Origin of the sequence: Caloramator sp. mosi_1 (genome assembly GCF_028622835.1) — a bacterium.
GTDB lineage: Bacteria > Bacillota > Clostridia > Clostridiales > Caloramatoraceae > Thermobrachium.
This window is the reverse complement of the sequence record NZ_CP117677.1, coordinates 1,515,017-1,530,360: the sequence shown is the minus strand read 5'-3', so window position 1 is coordinate 1,530,360 and position 15,344 is coordinate 1,515,017. Positions and strand designations below refer to the sequence as shown.

25 protein-coding genes and 2 pseudogenes are annotated in these 15,344 nt (G+C 24.7%); 2 read left to right on the top strand and 25 right to left on the bottom strand.

The features are described from left to right. Window positions 1-18 precede the first annotated feature (18 nt). From PL321_RS10895 to PL321_RS10785, 24 genes and pseudogenes are all read right to left on the bottom strand, one after another. Window positions 19-1,029 (bottom strand): radical SAM/SPASM domain-containing protein, encoded by a 1,011-nt coding sequence (locus PL321_RS10895; protein WP_273962043.1) that lies wholly within the window; start codon window positions 1,027-1,029, stop codon window positions 19-21. A 24-nt stretch (window positions 1,030-1,053) separates the two neighbouring features. Then, on the bottom strand, window positions 1,054-1,317 hold the full coding sequence (locus PL321_RS10890) for an SPASM domain-containing protein (RefSeq protein WP_273964532.1): 264 nt from the start codon (window positions 1,315-1,317) through the stop codon (window positions 1,054-1,056). Next, window positions 1,298-2,062: a radical SAM protein gene (locus tag PL321_RS10885; RefSeq protein WP_273962042.1), complete on the bottom strand. Its 765-nt coding sequence runs from the start codon at window positions 2,060-2,062 to the stop codon at window positions 1,298-1,300. The genes PL321_RS10890 and PL321_RS10885 overlap by 20 nt, the downstream gene beginning before the upstream one ends. 149 nt (window positions 2,063-2,211) lie before the next feature. Next, window positions 2,212-2,706, bottom strand: a complete 495-nt coding sequence (locus PL321_RS10880; RefSeq protein ID WP_273962041.1) for a radical SAM/SPASM domain-containing protein — start codon at window positions 2,704-2,706, stop codon at window positions 2,212-2,214. A gap of 118 nt (window positions 2,707-2,824) precedes the next feature. Beyond that, window positions 2,825-3,100, bottom strand: coding sequence for a hypothetical protein (locus tag PL321_RS10875; protein WP_273962040.1), 276 nt, complete (start codon window positions 3,098-3,100; stop codon window positions 2,825-2,827). Between the two features lie 32 nt (window positions 3,101-3,132). Further along, window positions 3,133-3,687 (bottom strand): FkbM family methyltransferase, encoded by a 555-nt coding sequence (locus PL321_RS10870; protein ID WP_273964531.1) that lies wholly within the window; start codon window positions 3,685-3,687, stop codon window positions 3,133-3,135. A 265-nt stretch (window positions 3,688-3,952) separates the two neighbouring features. Next, complete coding sequence (locus tag PL321_RS10865) at window positions 3,953-4,276, bottom strand: hypothetical protein (protein ID WP_273962039.1); 324 nt, start codon at window positions 4,274-4,276, stop codon at window positions 3,953-3,955. A gap of 304 nt (window positions 4,277-4,580) precedes the next feature. Beyond that, complete coding sequence (locus PL321_RS10860) at window positions 4,581-4,895, bottom strand: glycosyltransferase (RefSeq protein ID WP_273964529.1); 315 nt, start codon at window positions 4,893-4,895, stop codon at window positions 4,581-4,583. A gap of 17 nt (window positions 4,896-4,912) precedes the next feature. Next, on the bottom strand, window positions 4,913-5,389 hold the full coding sequence (locus PL321_RS10855; RefSeq protein WP_273962038.1) for a hypothetical protein: 477 nt from the start codon (window positions 5,387-5,389) through the stop codon (window positions 4,913-4,915). 50 nt (window positions 5,390-5,439) lie between these two features. Beyond that, complete coding sequence (locus PL321_RS10850) at window positions 5,440-5,601, bottom strand: hypothetical protein (RefSeq protein WP_273962037.1); 162 nt, start codon at window positions 5,599-5,601, stop codon at window positions 5,440-5,442. A gap of 39 nt (window positions 5,602-5,640) precedes the next feature. After that, window positions 5,641-5,934 carry a hypothetical protein gene (locus PL321_RS10845; protein ID WP_273962036.1) on the bottom strand — a complete coding sequence of 98 codons (294 nt, stop codon included), beginning with the start codon at window positions 5,932-5,934 and terminating at the stop codon, window positions 5,641-5,643. Between the two features lie 213 nt (window positions 5,935-6,147). After that, window positions 6,148-7,055: pseudogene (locus PL321_RS10840) on the bottom strand (glycosyltransferase family 2 protein). A 44-nt stretch (window positions 7,056-7,099) separates the two neighbouring features. Further along, complete coding sequence (locus tag PL321_RS10835) at window positions 7,100-7,657, bottom strand: hypothetical protein (protein WP_273962035.1); 558 nt, start codon at window positions 7,655-7,657, stop codon at window positions 7,100-7,102. A 129-nt stretch (window positions 7,658-7,786) separates the two neighbouring features. Further along, entirely contained in the window at window positions 7,787-8,017 is a 231-nt protein-coding gene (locus PL321_RS10830) for a hypothetical protein (RefSeq protein WP_273962034.1), read from the bottom strand. Beyond that, window positions 8,017-8,445, bottom strand: a complete 429-nt coding sequence (locus PL321_RS10825; protein WP_273962033.1) for a hypothetical protein — start codon at window positions 8,443-8,445, stop codon at window positions 8,017-8,019. Before PL321_RS10825 ends, PL321_RS10830 begins: the two co-directional genes overlap by 1 nt. Beyond that, window positions 8,435-8,869, bottom strand: coding sequence for a hypothetical protein (locus tag PL321_RS10820; protein WP_273962032.1), 435 nt, complete (start codon window positions 8,867-8,869; stop codon window positions 8,435-8,437). The genes PL321_RS10825 and PL321_RS10820 overlap by 11 nt, the downstream gene beginning before the upstream one ends. A gap of 211 nt (window positions 8,870-9,080) precedes the next feature. Further along, window positions 9,081-9,368 (bottom strand): hypothetical protein, encoded by a 288-nt coding sequence (locus PL321_RS10815; protein WP_273962031.1) that lies wholly within the window; start codon window positions 9,366-9,368, stop codon window positions 9,081-9,083. A 28-nt stretch (window positions 9,369-9,396) separates the two neighbouring features. After that, window positions 9,397-9,735: a hypothetical protein gene (locus PL321_RS19995; protein ID WP_337960803.1), complete on the bottom strand. Its 339-nt coding sequence runs from the start codon at window positions 9,733-9,735 to the stop codon at window positions 9,397-9,399. Window positions 9,736-10,070: 335 nt separating this feature from the next. Then, on the bottom strand, window positions 10,071-10,436 hold the full coding sequence (locus PL321_RS19990; RefSeq protein ID WP_337960802.1) for a glycosyltransferase family 2 protein: 366 nt from the start codon (window positions 10,434-10,436) through the stop codon (window positions 10,071-10,073). 56 nt (window positions 10,437-10,492) lie between these two features. Further along, entirely contained in the window at window positions 10,493-10,879 is a 387-nt protein-coding gene (locus tag PL321_RS10805; RefSeq protein ID WP_273962030.1) for a hypothetical protein, read from the bottom strand. A 23-nt stretch (window positions 10,880-10,902) separates the two neighbouring features. After that, on the bottom strand, window positions 10,903-11,259 hold the full coding sequence (locus PL321_RS10800) for a hypothetical protein (protein WP_273962029.1): 357 nt from the start codon (window positions 11,257-11,259) through the stop codon (window positions 10,903-10,905). A 161-nt stretch (window positions 11,260-11,420) separates the two neighbouring features. Then, the gene (locus PL321_RS10795; RefSeq protein WP_273962028.1) at window positions 11,421-12,341 is read right to left on the bottom strand and encodes a hypothetical protein; all 921 of its coding nucleotides are present in this window, start codon (window positions 12,339-12,341) and stop codon (window positions 11,421-11,423) included. Window positions 12,342-12,385: 44 nt separating this feature from the next. Then, a complete protein-coding gene (locus tag PL321_RS10790; RefSeq protein ID WP_273962027.1) occupies window positions 12,386-12,538 on the bottom strand; it encodes a hypothetical protein in 153 nt (50 codons plus the stop codon). Further along, window positions 12,535-12,699: pseudogene (locus PL321_RS10785) on the bottom strand (glycosyltransferase); the annotation flags it as partial. The pseudogene PL321_RS10785 and the gene PL321_RS10790, both read right to left, overlap by 4 nt. A 320-nt stretch (window positions 12,700-13,019) precedes the next feature. Between PL321_RS10785 and PL321_RS21385 the strand changes: the two are divergent. Together PL321_RS21385 and PL321_RS10775 are read left to right on the top strand one after the other, a co-directional pair. Then, the gene (locus tag PL321_RS21385) at window positions 13,020-13,181 is read left to right on the top strand and encodes a transposase family protein (protein WP_443110716.1); all 162 of its coding nucleotides are present in this window, start codon (window positions 13,020-13,022) and stop codon (window positions 13,179-13,181) included. Then, entirely contained in the window at window positions 13,154-14,092 is a 939-nt protein-coding gene (locus tag PL321_RS10775) for an ISL3 family transposase (RefSeq protein ID WP_337961026.1), read from the top strand. Before PL321_RS21385 ends, PL321_RS10775 begins: the two co-directional genes overlap by 28 nt. 233 nt (window positions 14,093-14,325) lie before the next feature. Here the strand turns inward: PL321_RS10775 and PL321_RS10770 are convergent, their stop codons facing one another. Beyond that, complete coding sequence (locus PL321_RS10770) at window positions 14,326-15,144, bottom strand: flagellin N-terminal helical domain-containing protein (protein ID WP_273962025.1); 819 nt, start codon at window positions 15,142-15,144, stop codon at window positions 14,326-14,328. Window positions 15,145-15,344 lie beyond the last annotated feature (200 nt).

Below are 15,344 nucleotides of genomic sequence, written 5' to 3'. Positions count from 1 at the left end.
ACAACAATTTTTAAAAAATTAATATAAATTCTTTAATTGTTCAGCATAAGAATCTAAAACATCTTCTTTATATGTTCCATATTTATATAACGAACATTCTGAACATACATTAGACGCATTTTTTACTCCTTCAAGCATATTACGTCTAAATTCATTAAATTTTTTCCCATTCCATATTTGTGCTATTTTTTCTTCTAAAATATTACCTATTACTAATGGATAACTCATTGAACAACAAGGAACAACACATCCATCTGGATTTATTTGCATCATATAAAATGGTTGTGGACATATTTGGGTATCAATAATTAGAGTACCATTTTGGGTTAAATTAAAATTATCATTTTTAGTAATTTTTGTATAATCTATACCTTTTACAGTTGGTGTTAAGTTTTCTATAGCTATTCTCATCACAAATATCTCCAAATATATCAAAAAAACATTATATTCATCATCTTTCAAAACAGAATTTATAATCTTTATATATACTTTTGTTCTACCTCTATTTTTATAAAAATATTCTATATTTTTTACAAACTTATCAAAGTCTATATTAACATCACATACATTTTTATAGTGTTCTGTTGATATTCCTTGTATAGAAATTCTTAACTTGTCTATGCCTGCTTCAATCAATCTCATTGAAAGCTTTTCGTTTAATAATACTCCATTTGTTACTATATCAACACTATCAGCAATATTATTATCTTTGGCATATTTTATCATAAAATCAATATCTTTATGTAACAATGGTTCTCCTATACCAGCAAATCTAAGCATTTTTAATTTCCAATTAGCATCTACCATATCATCAATACACTTTTTAAACATATCTAATTCAATAAAAACTTTATTTGATATATACCCATGTCTACTTTTAGGAAGAGCATATATACAATAATTACACCTAAAGTTACAGCTATATACTGGAAATATCTGTACTAAAAATGGATTGCTTAATGGTAAAACATCCCCTAATACTGCACGCTTACCTCCAGGTGTTATTCCTTTTACGATATCACTCTTCATGCCATCATTCCTTTACATTTATTATTATTTTTGATTTATTCTATCTATAATTTCATCACAGTCATCATCTAAATCATCTTCAGGATGTGCAACATCATTAGGTGCACAACATACCCTACATTTAATATTATTTTCTCTTTTCTTTTCTAATTGCAACAATCTAAATTGTTTTAATTTGTTTCCATTCCACATGTTTATTAAACTTTCTTCATGTATATTCCCCAAAATTATCGGTTTGTAAATTGTATCACAAGGTTCTACATCTCCATTAGGGAATATTCCTAACATATAAAATGGCAATGGACATACTTCCTTTTTTGTGAACTCTACCATATCTATCTGTTACAGTTGATATTTTTCTACCATATTCTACTCCATCATACACAGGTTTACATTGTTCTATAAACATTCTATCACTTATATTAGAAAAAATATCGTAAAACTTTTTATCTTCACCTTTCTCTAATGATATATCCATAATTTTTACATATACCTTACATTGTTTTCTATTTTGATAAAAATATTTTATATTTGAAACTAATTCATCAAAATCCAAATTATAACGACATATATCTCTATATTTAGCAGATGTAAGTCCTTGAATAGATATTCTTATTACATCTAAACCAGCATCAATTAATTGATTTGAAACACTATTACTTAATAATGATGCATTTGTTATTATCTCTATTCTTTCTGCTACTCCTGCTTCTTTAGCAATACTAATCATATGAGGTAAATTTTTATTGATTAATGGTTCACCTTGACCAGTTAATGATAATACCTTTAATTTATTTGGAAACTCCTTTAATTGTTGAATAATTTTATTATATGTTTCCATAGACATAGTTTCAGGTTTAAATCCATATTTCTCTTTCATTTTTTCTATTCCTAATGAATGTGCACAATAATTACACTTAAAATTGCAATAAGTTGTAGGAAATAAATATATAGTAAATGGTGTATCTAAAGGAACAACATCTGCAAGTTTAACTCGATTAACTCCACATATTGGTTTAATTTCTGATGTCATTTATAATCTCTCCTTTTTCTCTAATCAAAAAATTTAACAAATCCTTTGCAACATCATCTAAATATTCATTTCTATCCAAAACACAAGCACAAGCCTTACAATTTGAACATACAGGTATTTTTTTCTATCAAAACTCAAATGAGATTTAATTAAATTTTTTCTTTTTTACTGTTCCATATTTCAGTTAATGGCTGTTCTTTTATATTACCAATAGCAAAATTTTTAGGCAATCCTCCTACTGGACATGGAAAAACATTACCATCAACATCTATTTGTATCATATAAAATATAACAGGACAAACATAACGAAATTCTACTTTTTCGTTATTAAGATTTCTTGAATCGTCTGCTCTGCCATTATGATCTCCCATTTGTTGTTGCAAAGTTATTAAATGCTCAATATACATTTGATCACATATTTCACCAAATAAATTATAAAATTTTTCCTCATCTTCTTTACTTTCTAATAATGCATCAATAATTTTAACAAAAACTGTGCATTGATTTTTATTTTTATATAAATAAGAAATATTATTATAAATTTCATCAAAATTTATATTTACATTAGAAACTTGCTTATATTTTTCACTATGTAAACCCTGAAGTGAAATTTGTATTCTAGTTGTTCCTGCCTTTATAAGCAAATCTGTCATCTCAGGTGTTAAAAGTGATGCATTTGTTAAAATATCTATTCTTTCTGCTAAATTTAATTTTTTACTTGAGATATCATATAAGGCAAGTTTTTATTCATTAAAGGTTCTCCTAATCCTGAAAAACTATTCTCTTTGGTTTATTAGGAAACTTACATATATTTTCTAAAATTTTATCATATAGTTTTTCATCCATATGTTTTATTTCATAACCTGTTTTTGACCATTCACCATCTTTATAATCTTTTGTACTATGAAGACAATAAAAACATTTAAAATTACAATAACGAGTAGGCTCAATAAATATAGTAAATGGTGTCGATAATGGTATTATATCTGCAAGTCTTTTACGATTGGTATCATAACTTGGTTTTATTTTTCCTGTCATAAATACTTCCCCTAATACATTAAAATTCCGCACTATGTTGCATATAATATAGTTTCCATTCCTCGTAATCCATGACTTCTTAAATAAAGTTTGTAATTAGGATTGATATCTTTTATTAAAAGCGGTATTTCCCACATATGCTCAATTTTATGATAAACACTTATCGCTAAATCTGGGGCACATTCTTTTATAATATCTTGAGCACCTAATAAAGCTTCAACTTCAGCACCTTCTATATCCATTTTTATGAAAGTTGGATTAAATCCTATTAATACATCATCTAATACCACACATTGTACATAGACATTCCCTTCAGTTGAAATAGAACTTATAGAATCTTTTCCAGAAACAAATGATTTTATTTCATTATTATTCCATACACCACATGGAAATAAAATATGTTCTTTAGCAATATGATTTTGTTTTATATTTTTTATTAATTGATTAAAATTGTTTATATCTGGTTCAAATAAAGCTATTTTCTCTATTTGCCCGATTTCTTCTTTTATCATAAATGCTGTATCCCCATTAAAGGCACCACAATCTACAAATCTTGAATAACCTTTATTAAAATTAACATCTTTTATAAAATACTGAGGATCTTTATCTGGTGTAGCAAATTTATCTTGGTTACAAGATAATAATGCATCAAAAATTTATAATAAATTTCTTGTGATCTGTCATCATATAAATATTCAGAAACTTTTAATATTTTTTCTCTATAATTTTCTGAAATGTTAATATCTCTTGCTTTATTTGTATCAAAATTAAAAGTTTCTTTCATAATTGCTATATTATAAATATCATAATAATATAAAATATTTCTATATCCTAAGTTATTGAGCCTTTGCTTTATATTTTTAAACTCTTCATAATCGCATAAAAAGCAATAATTATAAATGTATTTTCTTTATTAATAGTTTTGTCTTCAATTTTATATACAGGTTTATTCATATATATCTTAACAGTATCAGCTTTCCTATCAATAAATCCATTTATATCAATATTAAATTTTTTAAGCAAATTATATGTCATATTACCAACATTACCAGCTCCATAGATATATACTTCATTGGATTGAATTTCTCTTAACAAATTATTTATTTGAGATATCTTTATACTTGAAAAGAGTAATTCTTCAATTTGTATCTTAAACTCCATATTTTTATCTTTCATTTATATTCTCCTCTCTTAATAATCTTGCCCAATATGCAAGAAATTTGTCATTTTGATATTCTCTATAATAATGTAAAACTGATGACTTATTTTTTAATTTTAACAATGGACTTGTATCTTTTTTAATTTTTTAATGATATCACTTTTATTATTGATTCCTAAATCAAAACTAATTTTAAATACTTCATAATCATTCCCTAAACATGACATAAACCATTCAGCTGGTGTATTCCCTAAAATTTTTTTAATTCTATTATCTTTTTAGGATATGTCATAGTTATTTCACAATTTCTATAAAAATTATTTAAAAAGTTTTTGCTTGTATATTTGTTAAGAACATATTTTCTCGCATTTTCACCAACTTTTTTCTCACATCTTCATTTTTATATAAATATCTAATTATTTTGCCATATTCTTCTTTATTATTTACTATAAAACCTGTTATCCCATCTTCTACAATATACTTTTCTGTTAACTGATTTAATAATACAGGAGGTATCCCTACTGCCATAGCTTCTAATATTGCATTTTCGGTAGAACAAGTATGATAAGGCATTAATGGATAACCAAAGACATCTATTTCAGTTAATATAGATCTAACATCTTCAACAAAATCAATAAAAACAAATTCATTTTTTATATTTTTTGTTTGATTTGATAATTTATTATTTCTTTAGCAGGTGCATCACCAACTAAAATAAATTTGGAATTTTGTATATTAATTTCTCTACAAAATTCAACAAATTGCGGATGCATTTTTGAAAAGTCAATATATCCTACATATCCTATATTAAATTTTTCATGTTTATTATATCTATTATATTTTATTTCTTTAAATTCATCTAATCCAGGGCATCCATAAACTACATCTGTTTTTTCTTTTAAAACTTTATCAGAAATATTTTCAAAAACAGAAGCTTCATATGAAGCTTCTGTTGTAAACATTACTCTTGTGACATTAAGTAATATTTGAGGATTTAAAGCTGGTACTGTTAAATTTGAAACGTGAGTCCAAATAACTAATCTTATTGGAATTTGAGGTAAATTAAATAAAAACTTTGAAATTTTAGGATGATGCCACCAATGCACTAAAATTATATCACTCCAATACATTAAGGGAAGTATAGATTCTTCATTTTTATTTAAATCATATAAAATTATATCTATTCCATCTTTTTTAATTTATTTATTTTATTTATTTTTTCTGGTTTTTCTAAAAGAACTATTTTATGAGATATATTTTCTTTACTTAATGTAATCAACTCAGAAATAACTTTACCAACTCCTCCTCCCATATGAGGAGTTATATGGAGTATTTTTAGCATATCTTCTTCTCCTTTTATAGATATAATTTTAGCTTATTATTAATACCCAAGTATATTTCTATACAACTTTGATGCTTCAAATACATTAAATACATTAAATTTTGAAGTATCAATTACCAATGATTTTTCATTTATATATCCAACTTTTAAAGGATCATTCATATAATTGGAATAACCTGAAAAATTTTTGTTAAATATATAATTTTCTTCAAACCACTTAATAATTTTAATATCTCCATATTTCTTTATACAAGAATATAATTCCTCAATTTTATTTGGTAAAAATTCATCAGCATATAAATATTTAATACATTGTTTATAAAAATTGTACATATTTATATCTTCATTTAAAAAATTTCTTTAGCTATTGTGGTTGACATTAATACAGCACCTTCTTCTCCTGCAAAATAAGGTGCACAATATTGGTGATAATCCATATTTTTTCTCTTAATTTTTTTAATTCAAACATAAAATCTTTATTTGTATTTTTGTAAATACTCTCAGCTCCAATTATACCAATACTTTTTCCAGATGAACCTCCAATAGTCATAGGTATGTTAACGTGCAAATATTTTTTTGTAAATATGCAAATATGATACCTGTCCAAACATCAGGTGGTGAAACATAAAACAATTTTCCAGTTATCTTCTTTGCTTCTTCAACAAGTTCCCTTTTAATAATTGAATTATAGTAAAACATTGGCAATACACTATATCTGGCTTCAAAATTTAGTACTGCTTTTAAAAATGATTCATCACGATATATATATTTTATATTCTTTATATTACTTAAATAAGGAATAAACAATCCATTTTTCATACTATTAATCTTAACATTAGGCCATCCATAAGCTACTACATCCCAAGTTATAGAAAGAGGATTATTAAGTTCTTCTATAATTTTCGCCAAAGCTTCCAAACAATGCAACAATAAACCATCATCAGAACCTAATATTAACATATAATCTCCGCTTGCTTTTTCATATGCAAATTCATAGTTTTCTATCATTGCATATTCTTTTGGTGTTCTAAAATATTTAATTTTTTTGAATTTAAACTTTCTATTAATTCCTTTGTTTCATCGTTACCTGGGCAACTATTATCACTAACTATAATTTCATAATTATCATAATTCTGTTCTATACAAGTAAGCAAAGTATATTTTAAAACTTCAGCTGAATTTCTTGTTGGAACTATTAAACTTATAAATGGTTTACTATTCGTATTAATATTTACTTTATATTGTTGTTTTAAATTACTGATTAAAAATGTTAATAAAGGTATACTACTTTTAATATTGAATATAAGATTCCTTTCTTTTTCTGTTATAACTAAATCTAAAATATATTTTATATATATATAGTATATTAATTTAACTTCTTCTGTATCTAAATTATCAATTAATGTTAATGCATTTTTTATATCATTGATACATAAATATGCAATAATATCCACATTTTTAATTTGTTTATTTTCTAATTGATATAATAATTCATCTTTTAATTCCTTTTTACATATGATGATTTTAAAATTACTTTAATCAATTCCGTTCTGCTATTATTTTTTAAGAGAGCTCTTATATATTGTTTTTCTATATACTTATTTTTTTCTTTATTATAAGAACTTTGAGCCAATTTTTTAAACTTTTCAGCATCTTTTAGATTCAAATACATTCCATATAGAGTATTAAATATTGGTATATCATATTCTTTACATAAAATACTCAATATTTTACCTATATATTCAATATTTGTAACCTCCAAATTTCTACTTTCAGAAATTTCTATTAACAATGCTGCCCTTAAATTCCAAGAATTTTTATATAAAAACTCTTGAATAATTTTTTTATCTATTTTTAAGCTTAGACATTGTTCTATAGCTTTATTGAATTCTTCCTTGGTATTTGCCACAAAAGTATAAGGTTTATCTATAACTGTTTCAGGCATATAAGTTGTAATTACAGGCAAATGACAAGCTAAATATTCATATTGTTTTATAGGATCACAATTTATTATTAATTCATTATTATTTTTAAATGGAATAATACCAATTTGCATAAATTTTAAGTACTTTATTAAATCACTATGTTTTTGCCCCAAGGAAATACAAATTTGGATAATTTCTTGTTAGTAAGTCTTCATTACCAAATCCAATAATAACAAAAGACTTATCTGGGTTTGATTCAACTATTTTATAAAAAGCTCTACATCAAACCAATTATAAATTGCCCCTGTATATACAATTCTTGGTTCAGGTATATTTATTAAATCATCTGGTATAGAGATTTCTTTATTTAATATAAAATCAGATTCATTAACAGCGTTTCTTGATAAATATACATTTTTTCTACCTTCTATAGACACTCTTTGTAAAAATAAAGATGTAGCAGTAGTTGTTATTGCATCTGCTATATCCATTAGCTCCTGTTCACGAATAACATCAAACCTGTTTCCCCAAAGGCATATTCAATATCGCTGTGCTCGTCTACACATTCATAAATATGAAAATATTTACCTTTTATTTCTTTCAATACTTCAACTTGGCTAGGTAAATAAGTAATAATTATAGGTTCTAATTCACCTTGATGTAAAGTAACAAAATTTTGAACAACATTAAAATAATTATTTTTAACTTCTTTACCATTAAAAACTGCAGAAATAGTGCTAAAAATTTTTACATCATCTATTACTTTTTTATTTTCAAATGTTAACTTATTCAATACTTCTATATCTATATCATTTTGATTAATTTCAACTCTATTAGCAGGAGTTATATAAATTACCTCATTTCCAAATTTAGCTAGAGAACGTGCAATATGATGAGGACGTTGATAATTATCCCCCATTTACAAGAAGATAATATAATAAAACTCCTTTTTTAGATTGTTTTGCAGCATTAAATATTGTTTTTAAATATTCATTATCTATAAATAAAGTTTCTAGTTTCTTTTTAAAATTTTCATCTTGTGCATATCTGCAAGATAATCCATAATACAATACAGCATCTGTATTATTTCCATTGATTTCAAATTCTTTAGCAAGTTCATAGTATAAATTTTGTAATTCATTATAAACTTTATTTTGTTGTTGTTCTTCTTTCACATACTCTAATGATTTTTTATAGTAAGTTAAAGCGAGTTCTTTTTTATTCAATATTTTATAATAAAATCCCATATAATAATTTAACATAAAACTTTCATTGAATATATTTATACCATTATTTAAAATTCTTTCTGCTTCAATAAATTGGTTTTCTTTAATTGCTATCATTGCAAAAAGTACATATTCAATCTCTCTATCAATAATGCAATCTTGGTTTTTGAATCATTTCCTTTGCTTCATAAATTTTATTATTATCTATTAAACTTATTACTTTATCTATGATTTTTTTTCAATTTCACTTATTAACCATACTATTTCATTATCTTTTTCTTTTAAATTGTGTAAATAACTAAGTGCCATCTTTTTTCGTCAATTAAATCTAAAAAAATGCTAAATTATATACTGTATCTCTATGTTGATTATTTAATTCATATGATTTACTTAACAAAGGTATTATATAATCATATAATTGATTATTATATAAATATACAGCTATATCATTTAAAACTTTATTTTTATCATTAATAGAACTATTTAAAACAGCATCAATAATATCATTTTCATTAATTTTACCTGTTTTAATTAACTTAGTTATTTGTAATAAGCTTTCATCAAAATTTATATCATTATCTATATTATAAATTAAATCTATTAATAAGCTTTTCATAAAATCCTCCTACCTAACTCTTAACTATTCAATTTATGATTTTTAATCTATTAACAGCCAAATCATATCCATTGCATTTTTGATAATATTCCTTTGCTTTTTCAATTAATCCTAAACATTCATAAATTACACCTAAATTATAAAAAGCTAAATATGAATTAGTTCCTTCTATATTACCATCACCTAATTGAGTTGCTTTACTAAAATACTTTATTGATAAATCTATTAAACCATTATTCATATATATTAAACCTAATAAAAAACTGAAATCAGCAGAAAATGAATAATATTTTTCATACTTTTGAATTTCTAATGCATCTTTATATTTACCTGAATTTATTAAAGCATATCCATATGTTTCTATCAAGTCTTCTACATATTCAAAAGAATAATTATTTATTAAAGATAATGTTTTTGAAACTCTAATACAGATAGTTGATAATCTTTAGCCATATAATAAGACTTACCCAACTGATAATGTAAATAAGGGTCATTTATGTTTTTTTCTAATGCTTTTTTAAAAGAGTTATATTCCTTTCTAATTTTTTACTCATATCTATAATATCTTTTTGTATCCTATGTGTTCAACTGTTATATCAATATTCATCATATTATAATTGCTATCTATCTTACTTACAACTTGTTCATGAATCATTCCTTCATAATAATAATAATTTTTATTAAAAAATCTATTTATTCTTTCTATGTATTTTTTATACCGTTATCTTCAAATATATTAATTCTTTTAATTCTTCCTACACAACTTAAATTTTTATTGATAAATTCTAAAATATTTTTTATATCAAATTCAATAACTACTTCATCTGCATCAAGCACAAGTACCCAATCATTTTTAGCTTTACTAATACAAAAATTTCTTGCATCTGCAAAATTATTGTTCCAATTATAATCAAAAATTTTATCTGTAAAACTTTTGGCAATTTCTTTCGTGTTATCAGTCGAACCGGTATCTGTTATTATAATTTCATCAACATAATCTTTTATACTATTTAAACATTTTGCTATGTTATTTTCTTCATTTTTAACAATCATACACAAACTAATCATAACATCACCACTTAAAATTTTTTAACTTAAAATACTAAAATTTGCATCCATTTTTGTTAAATGGATGCATTAGAAAGTTTCTGATTTAATGTATTTATTTTTTCTTCTATAATAAACTTTAAATCTTTATTTACACAAGAGTTGTTTGCTAAATTATAAAAATATAAACAATCCTTTAATCTATTTTTATACTCTAGTACATTTGCAATATTGTATAAAGTTTCAAAGTCTTTATCATTTAATACATAAGAAATAGTTAAAAATTCTAAAGACCTTTCTACATTATTTAAACTAAAATCCACTACTGCATTTGCATTAAGAACATCTACATCATATTTAAATATTGAATATAATTCTTTACATATCTTATCTGCTTCTAATAATTGTCCACTGCCAACTAATTCTTCAACTTTTGCTATTACTTGTTTTTTATATTTCTTCATTTCATCATTTATAATAGCATCATCTATATTTTTCTTAAATAATCTATTAAATTTCTATATTCTTCGTAATTTTTAACTATATTTTTAAGCATATTTATATACATAACTTTATTATTTTCATACAATCTTACACTTTCTATTAATTTATATGCAACAAAATCATCTTCGTCATCTATATATTCATAACCATTATTTTCAAAACCTATTTTATATACATAATTAAATTTAATCAATTTATGTGATAAATACATATAATAAACTTTAATATATTCTTCTTCAGGCAAAATTTTATTTGTTAGTAAAGCTTTTTCTATTTCACAAATTAATGATATTTTTCTTATATCTGATGTTAATATATTTTCCTTTAAATATAAAACCAAATTATTTACTGCTTCATAATCATTAATTAAATAATTAATATATTGAATTTTATATCTTTTAGTTAGATTAATAATACTCTCTATACTATTTTTATCTAATTTAACCTTTTCCTTTAAAATTACTGCCTTCCAATTATAGTATTTAACATAGTCTATATCTTCTATGCAACAATCTTTTTAAAATCAAATATAATATTAATAACATTCTTAACCTTTTTATCAATATTTAACAAATAATCTATTTCCTCAAATTTATTATCATTTAAAATTTTTATTTGTTTAATAGAAGTTATAATTGTTTCTATCAATTGGTCATCTATATCTTTATTAGATAAGTATTTAACTAATTGGTTTTTCTCACCAATCATTATACAACTTGTAATATATGCACTTAATAATGAATTTTTAATTTGTTCTTCTGATATTTCATTAAATAAATTCACTACTTCTCTAAAATTTTTGTTATTAAACTGTATTTTTATAATATTTGATATTACTTCATCTCTTCTAGCATAAGAAAAGTTTGTTATAGATAGTGTCTTATACTCCTCAGATTGTTCATAATTATCTCTAACATTCAAATAATTATTATAATGTATTAGTGCCTTGTCACTCATTCCTAAATAATCATATGAAGCACCTAAAAGATAATAAAAATCTAAATATCCCTTTTTTTCTTTTATAACTTCCTCACAAACACGTATTATTTCATTAAAATCATTTATTTTTAAAAGTTCCTTCACATATTGATGGTAAATATATAAATATTTATTTAAAGAATCTTTTTCTTCTTTACACAACCAATAGGCCTTTTTAATTGTATCTAATGCTTCTATGTCCTTCTTCATCATTGAATAAGATTGAGTTATTTGAAAAAGCGTGTAAATATCATTTGGATTTTCTTTTAACTGTTTTTTTAAGAGTTCTAAATTTCTTTCATATTTATATATCATCAATTGATAATCTTTATTATTATATCCATAATGTTTAAATATAGCATTTAACCTATAAGCTGGTGATTTAAATTTAAGCTGTTCATGTACAATGCCTGTATAATAGGTATCTTTTTCCTTCTTAAACAATCTTACTAATGTTCCTAAAATATATTTATCATCATCATCAGAATTTAAATTTTTAATAAAAACTGCTGCTGAACTATATTTTTTATATAAATTACTTTTAAAAAATCAATAATTTCCTCTGGATTTTCTAACACTTCGTCACCATCAACCATCAAAATCCAAGAACCTCTACATCTATCTATCAATAAATTTCTCATATAAGCAAAATCTTCTTTCCAAACCTCTTCAAAAACTTTATCTGCATATTTTTTGCTATTTTAACTGAATTATCTACAGAACCTGTATCTATAACAACTATTTCAGAATCTAATTTTTCTTTTAAAGGCAATAAAGCCTTTAAGCATTTTTCTAAATGCTTTTCTTCATTTTTATCATAAGTGCTATACTGAGTAACATTTTACCCTCCAAAATCTATAACTTAATTTTCCACATTAAAAATAGGGTTCTATAATAAATGTTGGGGCGTAGACCCAGCATATTTTTTACAAAAAATATGTGCACCTGATTAGACACCTGGTAAAATTAAAATAACCAAACAAAAACCTTACCTGAAAGGAGGCATCCATCAAGTGCACACTAATAATTCTATCAAAAATTTATTAGGTTTTAAAGATGTTATTATAAAAAGATTATTCATAATGACACGTACATTGAGATATACTTAGAAACTAAGAAAAAATTTGTACTTGCCCTAATTGTAATTCCAAAGTTACAAGAGTTCACGATTATAGAATTCAGCGTATTAAAGACATACCCTTATTCTTTAAACATACTTTTATCATTCTTAAAAAACGTAGATATCGTTGTAATGCCTGCGGCAAAAATTTTATGAACATATAGAATTTTTACCTCGTTATCATAGAATAACTAATAGATTAGCTATGTTTGTAATTTATGAATTATCTAATGAATATAGTATGACATCAGTTGCTAGAAAAACTAATCTATCTATCGATACTATAAAACGTATTTTTGATAATGTATCTTACTCTTCTCCTACTAATTTACCTAAAATAATATCTATAGATGAATTTAAAGGTAACTCTGGTGGTTCTAAATATCATTGTGCAATAGTCGATCCTGTTAATCATAAAATACTAGACATTATTAAAGATAGAAAAGAGCATATTCTTATAGATTATTTTAGAAAAATTAAAAATCGCGATAGCGTTACACACTTTATTTGTGATATGTGGCAACCCTATATTGATTTAGCTAAAACTTATTTCAAAAATGCTGTAATTGTTATAGATAAATTTCACTATATTAGACAAGTCATATGGGCAGTAGAAGCGGTAAGAAAACGTATCCAAAGAGAACTATCAATTAAATTAAGAAAATACTTTAAAAGAAGTAAAAAGCTTATTTTAAAAAGATATGGCTTACTTGATACAGATTCAAAGTTAGCTTTACAAGTTATGTTTTCTTATAATAGTGAATTAGCAATTGCCCACACTTTAAAGGAAAAGTTATTGAGTATTATTGATGCTTCACCTTCTTCTAACGAAGCTCGTGTCCTCTTAAAAGATTGGATTAAACTTGCACAAAATAGTGGTATCAATGAATTGAAAAGATGTGCAAATACCTATATCAGATATTTTAATGAGATTTGTAATTCTTTTGATATTCCTTATACAAATGCTTGTATAGAAGGATTTAATAATAAAATCAAAGTTATTAAAAGAATAGCCTTCGGCTATAGAAATTTTGATAGATTCAGGAATAGAATTCTTCATTGTTGTAATAAATAATCTGTTAAATATTGTATTTTAGGAAATCCAACTATCGTTGGTCTTTTTGTCGTGCAATTTTTAAGGGTAAACTCCCCTCATCCTATCTATCTTGCTAAAATCATTATCAAATAAGAAAGGACAGGCATTCTAATCTAATGCCCGCCCCAACTATTGACAAAGAGCCAAAAATAGAAGAGTAGGTTAAAACGCTACTCTTGAGTAGGTTAAAACGCTACTCTTCTATAGCCTTATTATCTTAATAGTTGTAGAACACCTTGTGGTTGTTGGTTAGCTTGTGCTAGCATTGCTTGAGCAGCTTGTGCCAAGATGTTGTTCTTGCTGAAGTTCATCATTTCTTTAGCCATATCTACATCTCTAATTCTTGATTCTGCTGCTTGTAGATTTTCTGCTGCATTGTCAAGGTTCATTATTGTATGTTCTAATCTATTTTGGAATGCACCAAGTTTTGCTCTTTCTGTTGATACTTTTTCAATTGCATCGTTTATAGTTTTTATTGTAGCCGTTGCATCAGCTGATGAAGCAACACAACTTGCAACACTACTTACACTTAATGCAGATGCAGTCATTTGTGAGAAAGTTATACTTACTACTTGGTCCTTATTTGCACCTACTTGAAGTTTTACTGTTGTTGAAGCTGCACTAAATAGATTTTGAGTGTTGAATTCTGTTTGTTGTGCTATCTTATCAATTTCATTTGTTAGTGCTGTTAATTCTTCTTTTATCGCATCTCTATCTGCTGTAACATTTGTATCATTTGCTGCTTGTACTGCTAATTCTCTCATTCTTTGAAGAATTGCATGGGTTTCTTGTAATGCACCTTCTCCTGTTTGTATCATTGATATACCATCTTGTGCATTTCTTGATGCTTGTTGTAAACCTCTTATTTGTCCTCTCATCTTTTCTGAAATTGAAAGACCTGCTGCGTCGTCTCCTGCTCTATTGATTCTTAGACCTGATGATAACTTTTCCATTGACTTTCCAGCATTTACAGTGTTAATTCCCAACTGACGATGTGCGTTCATCGCATTAAGATTGTGATTAATTATCATTTTACATACCTCCCTGAATTTTTGTTTTTGGCATCCTTGCCTTTTGTGTTTTTAAAACACTAACCTTTCGGCCGAAAGTTTTGTGTTTTAGTTTCTACTTAATATTTCGATTTAGTTTTATAAAACTTTAGGGGTTTTAAAAAAATTTTTTTATTTTTTGTTTGTTTTTGTTCTATTTTATTTTTCGAAGGAAGTTTTAT

Excerpts from the sequence above, each read along its gene's own strand:
- PL321_RS10835 (WP_273962035.1), bottom strand. The coding sequence starts at position 7,657 with ATGCAAATTGGTATTATTCCATTTAAAAATAATAATGAATTAATAATA.
- PL321_RS10805 (WP_273962030.1), bottom strand. The coding sequence starts at position 10,879 with ATGAAGAAATATAAAAAACAAGTAATAGCAAAAGTTGAAGAATTAGTT.
- PL321_RS10815 (WP_273962031.1), bottom strand. The coding sequence starts at position 9,368 with ATGAAAAGCTTATTAATAGATTTAATTTATAATATAGATAATGATATA.
- PL321_RS10855 (WP_273962038.1), bottom strand. The coding sequence starts at position 5,389 with ATGTATTGGAGTGATATAATTTTAGTGCATTGGTGGCATCATCCTAAA.
- PL321_RS10830 (WP_273962034.1), bottom strand. The coding sequence starts at position 8,017 with ATGGATATAGCAGATGCAATAACAACTACTGCTACATCTTTATTTTTA.
- PL321_RS10875 (WP_273962040.1), bottom strand. The coding sequence starts at position 3,100 with ATGACAGGAAAAATAAAACCAAGTTATGATACCAATCGTAAAAGACTT.
- PL321_RS10865 (WP_273962039.1), bottom strand. The coding sequence starts at position 4,276 with ATGAAAGATAAAAATATGGAGTTTAAGATACAAATTGAAGAATTACTC.
- PL321_RS10820 (WP_273962032.1), bottom strand. The coding sequence starts at position 8,869 with ATGATAGCAATTAAAGAAAACCAATTTATTGAAGCAGAAAGAATTTTA.
- PL321_RS10850 (WP_273962037.1), bottom strand. The coding sequence starts at position 5,601 with ATGCTAAAAATACTCCATATAACTCCTCATATGGGAGGAGGAGTTGGT.
- PL321_RS19990 (WP_337960802.1), bottom strand. The coding sequence starts at position 10,436 with ATGATTAGTTTGTGTATGATTGTTAAAAATGAAGAAAATAACATAGCA.
- PL321_RS10845 (WP_273962036.1), bottom strand. The coding sequence starts at position 5,934 with ATGTACAATTTTTATAAACAATGTATTAAATATTTATATGCTGATGAA.
- PL321_RS10890 (WP_273964532.1), bottom strand. The coding sequence starts at position 1,317 with ATGTTAGGAATATTCCCTAATGGAGATGTAGAACCTTGTGATACAATT.
- PL321_RS10825 (WP_273962033.1), bottom strand. The coding sequence starts at position 8,445 with ATGGGGGATAATTATCAACGTCCTCATCATATTGCACGTTCTCTAGCT.
- PL321_RS10770 (WP_273962025.1), bottom strand. The coding sequence starts at position 15,144 with ATGATAATTAATCACAATCTTAATGCGATGAACGCACATCGTCAGTTG.
- PL321_RS10895 (WP_273962043.1), bottom strand. The coding sequence starts at position 1,029 with ATGAAGAGTGATATCGTAAAAGGAATAACACCTGGAGGTAAGCGTGCA.
- PL321_RS10885 (WP_273962042.1), bottom strand. The coding sequence starts at position 2,062 with ATGACATCAGAAATTAAACCAATATGTGGAGTTAATCGAGTTAAACTT.
- PL321_RS10790 (WP_273962027.1), bottom strand. The coding sequence starts at position 12,538 with ATGAGAAATTTATTGATAGATAGATGTAGAGGTTCTTGGATTTTGATG.